Consider the following 15,026-nt stretch of genomic DNA (forward strand, 5'->3'; position numbering starts at 1 on the left):
GAAAGGCAGTGACTGAATACTAAAAACTGTAAACTGAATACTTTTTTAAAGGTACATCTCAACCAATCCTTCAGGAAGGTTCATGATAACCTTTTTATTTTCTCGGTCAATCTTAACCAGGAAATGGTCGATCATTGGAACTAAGATTTCTACTTCACCATTTAAAACTTCGAAAAGAGGCTGAGCAGAAGAATCATTAATTGAAGTAATTTTCCCGAAAACACCTAAACGCTGGTCTTCGATTTCGAAGCCAATAACTTCGTGGAAATAAAATTTGTTGCCGGAAAGTTTTGGCAGCATTGATAAAGGAAGATAAATAGCATTGCCAACAAGTGCATCAGCTTCTTCCTCATTATTTACATCTTCAAAACGAACTCTAAGAAAGTCGTTTTTATGTAATGAACTTGTTTCAATAAAAAAAGGAACCAAGTGTTTGTTGTGTTCAACAAACACTGATTCCAGATTTTCGTATAACTCAGGTTCGTCTGTGTCTAAATAGATCAGAACTTCACCTTTGAAACTAAATTTTTTAGCGATTTTACCTAAATAAAAACATTCTTCTTTACGCATTATCGCCAAGTAAAATTATGCTTCAGTTGTTTCGTTATTCTCTTCAGCAGCCGGAGCTTCTTCAGTAGCAGCTTCTGCTTCTACTTCAGCAACTTCTTCTTCAACTGCAGGAGTTGCAGCAGCGATAGCATCAGCTTCAGCCTGAGCTGCAGCAGCTAAACGTTTAGCGTTAACTTCTTTTTCTGCTTTTAAAGCTTTTGCTTTAGCATCAGCTTGTGCTTTTGATAAACCATCTTTTTTAGCATCAACTTTTCCAGATTTTGCCTCTAACCAAGCAGCTAATTTAGCATCAGCTTGTTCTTGAGTTAAAGCTCCTTTACGGATACCTCCATCAAGGTGGTGTTTCAATAAAGCACCTTTGTAAGAAAGGATTGCTCTAGCAGTATCAGTTGGTTGTGCACCATTGTGTAACCATTTAACTGCGCTGTCAAGGTTTAACTCAACAGTTGCTGGGTTTGTGTTTGGATTGTAAGTACCGATTTTCTCTAAGTATTTACCATCTCTTTTTGAGCGTGCATCTGCAGCTACAACCCAGTAAAAAGGTTTTCCTTTTTTACCGTGTCTTTGTAATCTAATTTTTACTGACATAATCTTATGATTAAATTTTGAGGTACTCGACCTCTGTTAATTAAGGGCGCAAAGATATAATTTTTTTATCAATTATCCGTTTCAAAAAGTATTAAATATATTTAAGACAGATTTTTAGCTTTTTTTTGACTTTAAAATTTAAATATTTACCTCATAATGCGATACTTTTGCATTAAATTCATCTTAATATATGAAAAAATATTTTTACTTCTTATCTTTTTTAGTACTGCTTACATCTTGTACAGAAGATATAAAATTCAATAATCCTGCTTTTCAAACGCTGAAAAATAATGTTTTCTGGAGAGCTCAAACTTATAAAGCTTATTTTGGTGCAAACGGGACTGTTGTTATTGAAGGATCTTTAGGATATGAAAATGTTATTTTGCAAACGTCTTCTTCTGCAGAACAAACTTTTATTTTAGGAGTTAATGAAACTTCAAAAGCATCTTACGAAAATACGCTGCCGGCTGAATTGTCTTCATTTTCTACAGGAACAAACATTGGTAACGGACAAATTGTTATTACAGAGTACGATACGGACAATAATACTATTTCGGGAACATTTAAATTTACGGCAATAAATGAAGATGAAAGCGATACCGAGAATCCGAAAATTAACTTTACAGAAGGTGTTTTTTATAAAGTTCCAATTGAAGCAGCTGGTCTTTTTCAAGATGATGTTGTAGAAAATTAGTAAATACGATGTTTTTACCAGCTGATTTTCAAAATCAAAATAAAAACATAAATAAACTAATATATAGTAGATTACAGAAAAATAAGACTACATTTGCTACATTATTATAAATAAGTACATATGAACATTTTTGTTGGAAGCCTTCCATTCAGTATTGAGGAAGCAGATTTAAGAGAGTCTTTCGAGGCTTACGGAGCAGTAGATTCAGTTAAAATTATCACTGATAAATTTACTGGAAGAAGCAAAGGTTTTGGTTTTGTTGAGATGCCAAACGATGCTGAAGCTCAAAAAGCAATTGATGAATTGAACGGAGCTACTGTTCAAGGTCGTTCAATTGTAGTTAATAAATCTGAACCAAAACCTGAAGGTGAAAGAAGAAGCTTCAACAATAACAGCCGTGGTGGAGATTCACGCGGAGGTTATGGTGGAGGAAACAGCCGTGGTGGAAATGACCGTGGTGGTAACAGAGGAGGATATTAATATTTTTTTCTAAATATATAAAAGGGATCAACGAAAGTTGATCCCTTTTTTTTATGCGCATTTTTTGTAGAGACGCACAGCAGTGCGTCTAACATACCGAGAAGACGAACTGCTGTGCGTCTCTACGATTAACATTATTACAAATTAGCAACTAACCAGTCACCAACTTCGCTTGTTTTGTAAGCTTTTGATCCTTTTGAGGCTAAATCTTCGGTAACAACTCCTTGTTCTAAAGATTTGTTTACAACAGCGCGAATAGCTTCAGCTTCTTCTTTTAGTCCGAATGCATCTTCGAACATCATAGCTGCAGATAAAATTGTAGCTAATGGATTAGCAATATTTAATCCAGTTGCCTGTGGATAAGATCCGTGGATTGGTTCGTATAAAGAAGTATGCTCTCCAACAGAAGCAGAAGGCATTAATCCCATTGAACCTGAAATTACAGAAGCTTCGTCAGTTAAGATATCTCCAAATAAATTCTCAGTAATTAATACGTCATAAGAGTTTGGCCATTGAACCAAACGCATTGCAACAGCATCAACAAATTCGTAAGAAACCGTAACCTCTGGATAATCTTTTTCCATAGCCTGAACTGTTTCTCTCCATAAACGTGAAGTTTCCAAAACGTTTGCTTTATCAACGCAACATAATTTTTTGCTACGCGTCATAGCTAATTCAAAACCTTTTTTAGCTAAACGCTGTACTTCTGCACGTGTGTAAACACAATTGTCAAAAGCAGTATCTCCGTTATCTTTTCTTCCTTTTTCTCCAAAGTAAATTCCGCCAGTTAATTCTCTTAAGAAAACTAAATCAGTTCCTTCGATTCTTTCTCTTTTTAAAGGTGAATTATCAATTAAAGAAGGAAAAGTAAAAGTTGGACGTACATTAGCAAATAAACCTAATTTTTTACGCATCAACAATAAACCTTGTTCTGGACGAACCGGCGCACTTGGATCATTGTCGTATTTTGGGTGACCAATTGCTCCAAATAAAACGGCATCAGCTTTCATACAAACTTCGTGCGTTTCATCTGGATAAGGAACTCCAACTGCGTCAATTGCGCAAGCTCCGGTCAAAGCAGGAGTCCAGGTTATTTCGTGATTGAATTTTTTTGCAATAGCATCAGATACTTTTACAGCTTCATTTATTACCTCAGGACCAATTCCGTCTCCTGCTAAAAGGGCTATGTTAAATTTCATTTTTTAAGTATTTATTATTTTAAGGTTCTAAGGTTCTGAGTTGCTAAGATTCTAAGTTTTTTTTCTTAGTATGTTAGTAACTTGGTGTTGATTTTTTTTAAGATTCTGAGTTTTTAAGGTTCTAAGCTCAAAGAAAAAAAAATCTCAGCAACTTAGAATCTTAGCAACTTAGTACCTTAGGCTATTACATTCAACATTTTTTGTGTTGCGATAATCGCGGCAACAGTTTGATCTGAATCTAATCCTCTTGTTTTAAATTCTTTTCCGTTGTTTACCCAGGTGATAATAGTTTCGCACAAGGCATCAGAACTACTTCCGGGCGGGATTCTTACTGCGTAATCAATTAATTTAGGAAGCGTAAGTTTTTTACTTTTATAAATCTTTGATAAAGCATTCATAAAAGCATCAAACTGACCATCGCCCTGCGCATTTTCTTCGATGATTTCACTGCCAAATTTTAAGCATAAGGTCGTTGACGGACGCATTCCTTTTGAGTGTACTAATATATAGGACTCGATTTTTATTTTTTCTTCGTAAGTATGACTGTCCAAAACATCAGAAATAATGTATGGAAGATCTTCCTTCGTAACAGTTTCTTTTTTATCGCCTAATTCGATGATTCTTTGGGTAACCAATTTCAAATCTTCCTGATTTAGTTTTAAACCTAATTCCTGAAGATTTTTTTCAATATTAGCTTTTCCCGAAGTTTTTCCTAAAGCGTATTTTCTTTTTCTTCCAAAACGTTCCGGAAGTAAGTCATTAAAATATAAGTTGTTTTTGTTGTCACCATCAGCGTGGATTCCGGCAGTTTGCGTGAAGACATTATCGCCCACAATTGGTTTGTTCGCAGGAATTCTGTATCCGGTAAACGTTTCCACTAATTTGCTTACCGTATATAAAGAAGTTTCTTTAATATTGATGCTTACTTCTGGCAGATAATCGTTTATAACAGCAACCGTACTTTCAAGCGGTGCATTTCCGGCACGTTCTCCCATTCCGTTTACCGTAACGTGAAGTCCGTTTATACCCGCTTTAATAGCTTCCATAACATTGGCAACACTTAAATCGTAATCGTTATGAGCGTGAAAGTCAAAATGGATGTTTGGATATTTTGCTCTGATTTTAGAAATAAATTCAAAAGCCAAAGACGGAATTAAAACTCCTAAAGTATCCGGAAGTAAAATTCTTTTTATTGGCTGCGTAGATAAGAAATCCAGGAATTGAAACACGTATTCAGGAGAATTTCGCATTCCGTTGCTCCAGTCTTCTAAATAAACATTCGTTTCAATATTGTTTTCTTTTGCTAAAGCAATGATTTGAGCAATTTCAGAAAAATGCTGTTCTGGCGTTTTTTTTAACTGATGTGTTAAGTGGTTCATTGAACCTTTGGTCAACAAATTCTGCACTTTTGCACCGGCTTTTTTCATCCAATCAATCGAAACTCCGCCGTCTACAAACGAAAGCACTTCAATTCGGTTAATATAGCCGCGTTCTTCGGCCCAAGAAGTAATGCCTTTTACGGCTTGAAATTCTCCTTCGCTTACACGTGCCGAAGCAATTTCGATTCTATCAATATTTAATTCCTCCAGCAATAATTGCGCAATGGTTAGTTTTTCTGCAGCAGAAAATGAAACTCCTGAGGTTTGTTCACCATCGCGGAGTGTCGTATCCATTATTTCAATTTTTCTTTTTTCCATATTGATATTGTAATTTCTAACGTTGGATTTTTATTGATATCCATGTTTAATTTTGACGCTGATTTTACGGATTCGCTTTGCGAAGTCGCTGATAAAAACGGATTTTTAGTATTAAGTAAAATAAAAATCCGCGTTAACCTGCGTTTTTGCGATAGCAAATCTGTTTCATCCGCGTTCTATTTTTTCTCATTTAATTTAGAAAGACCCGACTGGTTTTTGAAACCTGTCGGGTCTAATATCCTGAATGAGATTTCTATTAGTAAGGAAGTTTATCGGCGAAAGCCACAATCTCTTCTTTAATATTTTGTAAATAATCAATGTCGTCAAAACCATTAATCATATTGTTCTTTTTGTAACCGTTGATAGCAAAAGATTCTTGCTGACCAGTTGACAATAAAGTAATAGTTTGGTTTGGCAAGTTGATTTCTAATTCTGTTTTAGGATCAGCTTCGATTGCTTTGAAAATAGTTTCAGCAAATTCCGGGCTGATTTGTACTGGCAAAACTCCAATATTCAAACAGTTTCCTTTGAAGATATCAGCAAAGAAACTAGAAACTACAGCTCTAAATCCGTAATCGTAAACTGCCCAAGCAGCGTGCTCTCTTGAAGATCCAGAACCGAAGTTTTTTCCTCCAACAAGAATTTTCCCAGAATAAGTAGAATCGTTTAAAACGAAATCAGCTTTTGGAGTATCGTCTCCGTTATATCTCCAGTCTCTAAAAAGGTTATCTCCAAAACCTTCACGTTTTGTAGCTTTTAAGAAACGAGCCGGAATGATTTGATCTGTATCAACGTTTTCAATTGGCAGTGGCACTGCACTGCTGGTAAGTATAGTAAATTTATCGTATGCCATTTTTTGGAATTTTAGATTTTAGATTTTAGATTTTAGATTTTCTGTGAAAACTTAAAAATTAGAACCTAAAAATGTTTTGTATTAAATAATGTTGATCAATTTTATTTGAAGAAATTTAGATGAAGATTTCACAAAGCGAGAAATCTAAAATCTAAACTCTGCAATCTAAAATAATTCACGCGGGTCTGTTAGTTTTCCTGTAACAGCGGCGGCAGCAGCCATAATTGGACTTGCTAATAAAGTTCTTGAACCAGGACCTTGACGACCTTCAAAGTTTCTGTTTGAAGTACTTACCGCATATTTTCCTGCAGGAACTTTATCGTCGTTCATTGCTAAACAAGCAGAACAACCCGGCTGACGTAATACGAAACCAGCTTCAGTCAAAATATCTAAAATACCTTCTTCTTTAATTTGAGCTTCAACAACGTGAGAACCCGGAACTAACCAAGCGGTAACATTATCTGCTTTTTTTCTTCCTTTTACAATTTCGGCGAAAGCCCTAAAATCTTCAATACGTCCGTTTGTACAACTTCCTAAGAAAACATAATCAATTTGTTTTCCAATCATTACGTCGTCTTCGTGGAAGCCCATGTAAGCCAAAGATTTTTTGTAAGTTTCCTCACCACCTTCAACTTCTTTTGCACTTGGGATATGTTTTGTGATACCAATTCCCATTCCAGGGTTAGTACCATAAGTAATCATTGGTTCGATATCTTCAGCTTTGATGTTTAATTCAGCATCAAAAACAGCATCTGCATCCGTTTTTAGAGTTTTCCAGTATTCAACAGCTTTTGTCCAAGCTTCACCTTTTGGAGCGTATAATCTTCCTTCAAGGAAATCGAAAGTAGTTTGGTCAGGAGCAATCATTCCTCCACGAGCACCCATTTCGATACTTAAATTACAAACTGTCATACGACCTTCCATAGTCATGTTTTCAAAAACATCACCAGCATATTCAACAAAATATCCTGTTCCTCCAGAAGTAGTTAACTGAGCAATAATATAAAGCGCAACGTCTTTTGGACCAACACCTTTGCTCAATTGACCATTTACGTTAATACGCATTTTCTTAGGTTTAGGTTGCATAATACATTGAGTAGAAAGCACCATTTCAACCTCAGAAGTTCCGATACCAAAAGCAATTGCTCCAAAAGCACCGTGAGTAGACGTATGTGAATCACCACATACAATAGTAGCACCTGGCAAAGTAATTCCGTTTTCAGGACCAACCACGTGTACAATACCATTTTTTTGATGACCTAATCCCCAGTGTGAGATTCCGTATTCATTAGCATTGTCTTCAAGAGCCTGAAGCTGATTTGCTGATAAAGGATCCTGAACTGGTAAATGTTGGTTTATAGTTGGGGTATTGTGATCTGCAGTTGCAAAAGTACGTTGTGGGTATAAAACGTTAACGCCTCTTGATTTTAATCCTAAAAAAGCAACAGGACTCGTAACTTCATGAATGAAATGGCGGTCAATAAAAAACACATCTGGTCCATCTTCAATTTTACGCACTACATGTGAATCCCATACTTTGTCAAATAATGTCTTACTCATTTTTTATTTTTTTTAATTGTAATTTCTATAACCACAGCAATTTCCTGTTCATTATAATAGCAAAACAAAAGTAAAAAAAGATACAAAAGCGTCAATTTCGATATTTCATTATATACGATACCCAAACTAAAATACAAATTGCTAAACCGCTTTTGCGGCTTCAATTTTGGCAGAAAAATGATTTACAAAATGACTTTGTTTTTCTTTTTCGACTTTGTTTTTCTTTGATTGTTTTTTGTTTTAATAGTTTGCAAATTTATTTCAAAATCACTATAAAATATAAGAATTTAATTGAAAAAATCTAACAAAATGAATAAAAATAGTAATAATTGTTAGTTTTGATTTCTTTGCAAAAAGAATGCTTTGTTGGTTTTTGAAGGCTTTTAAAGGAGTTTTTAAGACGTTATTTAGATTCAATAAATCATCTAAATACTACGACATCCAAGAAGTGTATTTTTATGAAATATTATGCTTTTTTAAGACAAAAAGGACTTTTTTAAAGAGAATAATTTCGAAGATTAATTCAATGAGTTTTTAAACTCTAATGGAGTAAGGGTGGTTTTCTTTTTAAACAGTTTACTAAAGGACTGAGGATATTCAAAACCCAATTGATAGGCAATTTCTGCCACCGAAAGATTGGTTGTCATCAGGAAATCTTTTGATTTTTCTATTAATTTGGAATGAATGTGCTGCTGAGCATTTTGCCCTGTTAAATTGCGAAGCATATCGCTTAAATAATGACTGGAAACATTTACTTGTGAAGCAAGAAAATCGACTGAAGGCAAACCTCTTTTTAGGGTTTCGGCGTTATTGAAATAATCATTTAAAGTATTTTCTACTTTAAGTAATAAATCATTGCTGACCGTTTTTCTGGTAATAAATTGGCGTTTGTAAAAACGATTGCTGTAATTCAGCAAAACATCAATATATGAAATGATAACATCCTGGCTCATTTCGTCAATAGCCGTATGAAGTTCATTGTCAATGCTATTTAATAAACCTATAATTGTTGTTTTTTCGCTGTCGGAAAGATGAAGCGCTTCATTCGTATCGTAAGAGAAGAAACCATATTTTTTAATGTTTTTCCCTAAAGGATAATTTCTAATAAAATCCGGATGAAAAAATAGTGTGTAACCGTGATATTCGGTTCCTTCTTCATTATCCGTAAAAATTAATTGATTGGGAGAAGTGAACATTAAACCGCCTTCGTTAAAATCATAATAACCCTGACCGTAACCCATTTTACCATTAGTAGAATATTTATAAGATATTTTATAAAAATCGAGTAAAAAAGAGTTATTCGTTTCCGCTTTAACAGCCAGTATTTTATTGTCAACCAAACTGATCATAGGATGCAGTGGTTTTGGCAGATCAAATAAAGTATGGAACTGCGATACAGAGGAAATTTTGGTTGGAGTATTGTTTTTCTTTTCCATGATATAAAGGTATAAAAAATGAAAATTAATACCGCACAGATTATCAAAACCTGAGCGGTATTAGAAATAGATTAAGCTCCCAAAAATTGTTTGCCAAATGAAGCGCGAAAAACTTCGTCACCTTGTTCTAATCTTTGTTGGTAAAGTGCTTTTGCATCTTCTCCCGCCACATATCTAAGTTTGTTTTTTCCGTCTGTAGCAGCTTCATAAACAACATCGGCAATATGTTCCGGAGTCGATGCCATTTCAAACATTACATCTACATTTTCAAACATTTTGTCTGCCATTGCTTGGTATTCAGGTTTAACTCCAGTATCAAGTGAACCGTGTAAAAATTCTGTTTTAATGCCACCTGGAGAAACTGTTTTAATATTGATTCCAAATTGATTCAATTCATAAGCCATACTTTCGCTCCAGCCTTCTAATCCCCATTTTGTTGCGTGATAAACAGAACCTAAAGGAAAAGAAATCAATCCGCCAATAGAAGTAGTTGAGATAAATAATCCATTTCTTTTTTCTCTGAAATACGGAATAAAAGCATTCGTAACACGAATAGTTCCTAATAAATTAGTGTTTAATTGTTTCGTGATTTGGTCATCGTTAAAACTTTCCAAAGGGCCAATTAATCCATAACCAGCATTATTAAAAACGATATCAATATCGCTTAATGCAATTGCTTTTTGGACCGTGCTTTGTATTTGATCATAATTTGTAACGTCTAATGGTAAAAGGGTTACGTTTTCTAAACCAGCAAGTTCAGTTTCCTTTTCTGGAGTTCTCATTGTTGCAATTACATTCCAGCCTTTTGCCTGAAATAATTTTGCTGTTGCTTTTCCTAAACCTGATGATGCGCCTGTGATAAAAATTGTTTTCATGATTATTATTTTTTAATTGTTATAATTTGATGAAGCAAAGTTCAGCATACAGTACAGCTTAAAAGTGTTCATTTTGGTGTAATGAGTATCCAAAATGAATAATCGGAGTTTTTTAAGAAAAAAAGAATCAAATTCGGTTCTTTTTATGTTTAGAAAACAAAGATGTTAATTATGCTTTTGTTGATAACTTCGTTTTTCATTCGCTTAAAAAAAAGCGTAAATTTGAACTTCTTCCATTTTTCATTTCGATTTTTGTTATGTTTCATGTTGTCAGTATTTTGCAACATGATAGACTTGGAATTTGGACACGAGCGAAGCGAACTGGCGAAGCAATTTTAAAATTTGACTTTTTACAACTCTATGTATTTAATATTCGATACCGAAACAACCGGATTACCAAAACGCTGGGATGCCCCAATAACCGATTCTGATAACTGGCCTCGCTGTATACAAATTGCGTGGCAGCTTCATGATGAAATGGGACAGCTTATTGAGCATCAGGATTACTTGGTAAAACCAGAAGGATTTAATATTCCGTATGATGCCGAGCGTATTCACGGAATCTCAACTGAATTGGCTGAAGCCGATGGAATCTCACTGGCCGAAGTTTTAGAGAAATTCAATATCGCGTTAAGCAAAACCAAATTTATTGTTGGACAGAATTTAGGTTTCGACGTTAATATTATGGGGGCTGAATTCCATAGAATGGGAGTGGAGTCTCAAATGAGTTCAATGCCTGTTTTGGATACTTGTACCGAAGTTACAGCTTCATTATTACAACTTCCCGGAGGTCGTGGAGGAAAATTCAAACTTCCAACTTTGACCGAATTACACAGCTATCTTTTCGACCAGCCTTTTGCGGAAGCGCACAACGCAACTGCCGACGTTGAGGCAACTACGCGTTGTTTCCTGGAATTGGTTAGAAGAGAAGTTTTTACAAAAGAAGAATTAGACGTTCCGCAGGGTTATTTCAAAGACTTTCAGGAAAGAAATTCGGATCCGTTTAAGCTTATTGGTTTAAAGCATATCAATTTGAAAGCAGCTTCTGATAAAATCAGAGAACAGCTTAAAGCTTTACAAGTTGACGATAATCAAACTACTGTTTCAGAATCTGATAAAGCAGATTTTAAAGCGGCAAAATTTGCACATCTACACAATCATACACAGTTTTCAGTTTTACAATCTACAATCGGAATTGGAAATATTGTTGCGGCTGCAGCCAAAAACGGAATGCCGGCCGTTGCGATGACTGATACCGGAAACATGATGGGTGCTTTTCACTTTGTGAGCGCCGTTATGAATCACAACAAAGCAGCATCTGGAAAAAACAAAGCTTTGGTTGAAGCCGGAGAAGAACCGACAGAAACAGAGGTAAAACCAATCGTAGGCTGCGAGTTTAATATTTGTGAAAACCATTTAGACAAAAGCAAAAAAGACAACGGTTATCAGGTTGTTTTATTGGCTAAGAACAAAGCCGGTTATCATAATCTGGCTAAAATGGCTTCGATTGCTTATACCGAAGGATTTTATTATGTACCGAGAATTGACAAAAATATAGTCGAAAAATACAAAGAAGATATTATGGTTTTGTCTGGGAATTTATACGGAGAAATTCCGAGTAAAATCCTGAACATTGGTGAAAACCAAGCCGAAGATGCTTTGATTTGGTGGAAAGAACAATTTGGCGAAGATTTCTATTTAGAAGTAATGCGCCACAATCAGGAAGATGAAAATCGTGTCAACAAAACCCTGATTGAATTTTCGCAAAAACACAATGTCAAATTAATTGCGACCAACAATACTTATTATTTAAATAAAGAAGATGCCAATGCACACGATATTTTACTTTGTGTAAAAGACGGCGAAAAGCAGGCAACACCTATTGGACGTGGACGTGGTTACCGTTACGGACTTCCAAATCAGGAATATTATTTTAAGTCGGAAGAGGAGATGAAAAAACTCTTTTCTGATCTGCCCGAAGCGATTATCAACATTCAGGAAATTATTGATAAAGTTGAAGGATATTCGCTTTACCGAGATGTATTGCTTCCGAAGTTTGATATTCCGGAAGAATTTATAGTTCCTGAAGATGAAGCGGACGGAGGTGTTCGAGGGGAAAATAAATACCTGCGACACCTTACAATGGTTGGTGCCGCAAAACGATATGGAGAAATTACAGAATCGATTCAGGAACGTTTGGATTTTGAATTATTAACGATTTCAAATTCAGGATATCCAGGTTACTTTTTGATTGTACAGGATTTCATTGCCGAGGCCAGAAAAATGGACGTTTCGGTAGGTCCCGGACGTGGATCTGCAGCAGGTTCGGCCGTTGCGTATTGTCTCGGAATTACCAATATTGACCCCATTAAATACGACTTGCTTTTTGAGCGTTTCCTAAATCCTGACCGTGTATCGATGCCCGATATTGATATCGACTTTGATGACGAGGGTCGTGGACGTGTAATGGATTATGTAATTAATAAATACGGTCAAAAACAGGTGGCGCAGATTATCACGTATGGTAAAATGGCAACCAAATCAGCGATTCGTGATACGGCTCGTGTACTGGATTTACCATTATTTGAAGCCGATAGAATTGCGAAACTGATTCCGGGAATGATGCCGTCCAAATGGAATTTGGCGCGTTTTATTTCAGAGAGTGAAGAGGAAGTTAAAAAAGCCCTTCGTTCGGACGAATTTGATAATGTAAAAGAATTAATCGCCATTGCCAATGAAGGTGATTTGGCAGGAGAAACCATTCAGCAGGCAAAAATCCTTGAAGGATCGATGCGTAACACGGGAATTCACGCCTGTGGGGTAATCATTACGCCATCGGATATTACGAATTACGTTCCTGTAACAACAGCAAAAGATTCTGATTTATATGTAACGCAGTTTGATAACTCGGTTGCAGAAAGTGCCGGATTGCTTAAAATGGACTTCTTGGGTTTGAAGACCCTTACGCTGATAAAAGATACCGTTAAACTGGTAAAATACAGAACAGGAATTGATCTGGATCCCGATACATTTCCTATCGACGATGAAGAAACGTATGCGCTTTTCCAAAGAGGTGAAACTGTTGGAATATTCCAATACGAGTCGCCCGGAATGCAGAAATACATGAAAGATCTAAAGCCAACGGTTTTTGGAGATTTAATTGCCATGAATGCACTTTATCGTCCGGGACCTTTGGAATATATTCCTTCTTTCGTTCGAAGAAAAAACGGTGACGAGGAAATTAAATACGATTTAGATGCCTGTGCGGAATATTTGTCTGAAACATACGGAATTACGGTTTACCAAGAGCAGGTAATGCTTTTGTCTCAGTCTTTGGCAGGATTTACAAAGGGTGAGGCCGACGTTTTGCGTAAAGCGATGGGTAAAAAACAAAAAGACGTACTAGATAAAATGAAGCCGAAGTTCGTAGAACAAGCAGCACAAAAAGGTCACGATGCCAAGATTCTGGAGAAAATCTGGAAAGACTGGGAAGCCTTTGCGAGTTACGCCTTCAACAAATCACACTCGACTTGCTATGCGTGGATTGCCTATCAAACGGCTTATTTGAAAGCACATTATCCGGCCGAATATATGGCAGCGGTACTTTCGAATAACATGAACGATATCAAACAGGTTTCGTTTTTTATGGAAGAATGTAAACGTATGGGATTACAGGTTTTAGGCCCAGATGTAAACGAATCGTACTATAAATTTACGGTAAACGATAATTACGCTGTTCGTTTTGGAATGGGTGCGATTAAAGGTGTTGGTTCCGGAGCTGTTGAAACTATTGTAGAAAACAGAAAAGATGGAAGGTATAAGTCAATTTTTGATTTAGCGAAACGAATCGATTTGCGTGCAGCCAATAAAAAAGCAATTGAAAACTTAGCACTTGCAGGAGGTTTTGATTCATTCGAAGGAACAACAAGAGCACAATATTTCCATGATGATGGCGACGGAATTACATTCTACGAAAAAGCGATGCGTTACGGATCGAAATTTCAGGAAAATGAAAACTCATCGCAGGTAAGTTTGTTTGGAGAAACCAGCGAAGTACAAATTGCAGAACCTGTTGTACCGCCATGTGAAGACTGGAGTACAATGGAAAAACTGGCAAAAGAAAAAGAGGTTGTAGGGATTTATATTTCCGGACATCCGCTTGATGATTTTAGATTTGAGATGAAATACTTCTGCAACGCCCGATTAGAAGCGTTGAAAAGTATGAATGAATATGTAGGTAAAAATCTAAACTTTGCCGGAATCATTAATAACGTACAGCATCGTGTAGCCAAAAATGGAAAAGGCTGGGCCGTATTTAACTTGGAAGGATATGACGAAAGTTTTGAGTTTAAGATTTTTGGTGAAGAATACTTGAAATTCCGCCATTTCCTGATTCAGAATAATTTTGCTTACCTGAAAATTTTGATAAAAGACGGCTGGGTAAACCATGATACAGGTAAAAAATCAGAACCCAGAATGCAGTTTGTTGAGGTACGACAGCTTCAGGATATTTTAGAAGCTTTTGCTAAAAAATTGATTCTTTTATTAAATATCAAAGATCTTCAGCCTGAGTTTATTCATAAATTAAGTCATTTATTCAACGAAAATAAAGGCGATAATACCGTGAGTTTTGACATCATGGAAATCGAAAATGTCAAGCGTTTAGTTGAGGTTGAAACCACAAGCGAATTTGAAGACAGTGAAGATGCTGTTTTTGAAGATGAAAATGATGATAATGAAACTGTTGCCGGAGAAGCTAAAATGCAGGAAGTAAAAGAAGTCGAAGAAGTGAAAGTTGTAACCAAATTAACGATGCCAAGCAGAAGGTTAAAAATCAGAATTTCGGCCGAACTTCTTCAGGAATTAGAGAAAATGCAGATAAATTTTAAGCTGAACTAAATTTTAACAGTTAAAATTTAAAAGAATATAAAATTTTAGTGTTAAAAATATGCATGCATAATACTTTTTTAGTAATATTGCCCGAAATTACAACGATTTCGTTCCAAGTCTAACAATGCAAACTATAAGGATATGTTAAAAAATTCTAAGTTTGTATAAATTAATTAAATCAGAA

At 35.7% G+C, this 15,026-nt stretch carries 11 protein-coding genes; 3 read left to right on the top strand and 8 right to left on the bottom strand.

Annotated features, from left to right (window positions below; translation table 11 throughout):
• Positions 1-45: 45 nt before the first annotated feature.
• Together rimM and FLAPXU55_RS07710 are read right to left on the bottom strand one after the other, a co-directional pair.
• Positions 46-570 (bottom strand): ribosome maturation factor RimM, encoded by a 525-nt coding sequence (rimM, locus tag FLAPXU55_RS07705; RefSeq protein WP_180857194.1) that lies wholly within the window; start codon positions 568-570, stop codon positions 46-48.
• 15 nt (positions 571-585) lie between these two features.
• Positions 586-1,158 (bottom strand): 30S ribosomal protein S16, encoded by a 573-nt coding sequence (locus tag FLAPXU55_RS07710; protein WP_073483667.1) that lies wholly within the window; start codon positions 1,156-1,158, stop codon positions 586-588.
• 190 nt (positions 1,159-1,348) lie between these two features.
• Between FLAPXU55_RS07710 and FLAPXU55_RS07715 the strand changes: the two genes are divergently transcribed.
• Positions 1,349-1,852, top strand: a complete 504-nt coding sequence (locus FLAPXU55_RS07715; protein ID WP_180857195.1) for a DUF6252 family protein — start codon at positions 1,349-1,351, stop codon at positions 1,850-1,852.
• A 120-nt stretch (positions 1,853-1,972) separates the two neighbouring features.
• Positions 1,973-2,332: an RNA recognition motif domain-containing protein gene (locus FLAPXU55_RS07720; RefSeq protein WP_053471494.1), complete on the top strand. Its 360-nt coding sequence runs from the start codon at positions 1,973-1,975 to the stop codon at positions 2,330-2,332.
• Between the two features lie 137 nt (positions 2,333-2,469).
• Here the strand turns inward: FLAPXU55_RS07720 and leuB are convergent, their stop codons facing one another.
• The 6 genes from leuB to FLAPXU55_RS07750 all read right to left on the bottom strand — a co-directional run bounded on the left by leuB (position 2,470) and on the right by FLAPXU55_RS07750 (position 9,952).
• Positions 2,470-3,531 (bottom strand): 3-isopropylmalate dehydrogenase, encoded by a 1,062-nt coding sequence (leuB, locus tag FLAPXU55_RS07725; RefSeq protein ID WP_053471493.1) that lies wholly within the window; start codon positions 3,529-3,531, stop codon positions 2,470-2,472.
• A gap of 176 nt (positions 3,532-3,707) precedes the next feature.
• Positions 3,708-5,228, bottom strand: a complete 1,521-nt coding sequence (locus FLAPXU55_RS07730; RefSeq protein ID WP_180857196.1) for an alpha-isopropylmalate synthase regulatory domain-containing protein — start codon at positions 5,226-5,228, stop codon at positions 3,708-3,710.
• Between the two features lie 256 nt (positions 5,229-5,484).
• Positions 5,485-6,081, bottom strand: coding sequence for a 3-isopropylmalate dehydratase small subunit (gene leuD / locus FLAPXU55_RS07735; RefSeq protein WP_053471491.1), 597 nt, complete (start codon positions 6,079-6,081; stop codon positions 5,485-5,487).
• 165 nt (positions 6,082-6,246) lie between these two features.
• The gene (leuC, locus tag FLAPXU55_RS07740; RefSeq protein WP_180857197.1) at positions 6,247-7,641 is read right to left on the bottom strand and encodes a 3-isopropylmalate dehydratase large subunit; all 1,395 of its coding nucleotides are present in this window, start codon (positions 7,639-7,641) and stop codon (positions 6,247-6,249) included.
• A 518-nt stretch (positions 7,642-8,159) separates the two neighbouring features.
• Positions 8,160-9,077, bottom strand: a complete 918-nt coding sequence (locus FLAPXU55_RS07745; protein ID WP_180857198.1) for a helix-turn-helix domain-containing protein — start codon at positions 9,075-9,077, stop codon at positions 8,160-8,162.
• Between the two features lie 71 nt (positions 9,078-9,148).
• Positions 9,149-9,952: an SDR family oxidoreductase gene (locus tag FLAPXU55_RS07750; protein ID WP_180857199.1), complete on the bottom strand. Its 804-nt coding sequence runs from the start codon at positions 9,950-9,952 to the stop codon at positions 9,149-9,151.
• A 360-nt stretch (positions 9,953-10,312) separates the two neighbouring features.
• On the opposite strand from FLAPXU55_RS07750, the gene dnaE reads away from it, so the two are divergent.
• The gene (gene dnaE, locus FLAPXU55_RS07755; RefSeq protein WP_180857200.1) at positions 10,313-14,851 is read left to right on the top strand and encodes a DNA polymerase III subunit alpha; all 4,539 of its coding nucleotides are present in this window, start codon (positions 10,313-10,315) and stop codon (positions 14,849-14,851) included.
• The last annotated feature ends 175 nt before the right edge of the window (positions 14,852-15,026 follow it).

The sequence above is a fragment of the Flavobacterium panici genome, from assembly GCF_903819335.1.
GTDB lineage: Bacteria > Bacteroidota > Bacteroidia > Flavobacteriales > Flavobacteriaceae > Flavobacterium > Flavobacterium panici.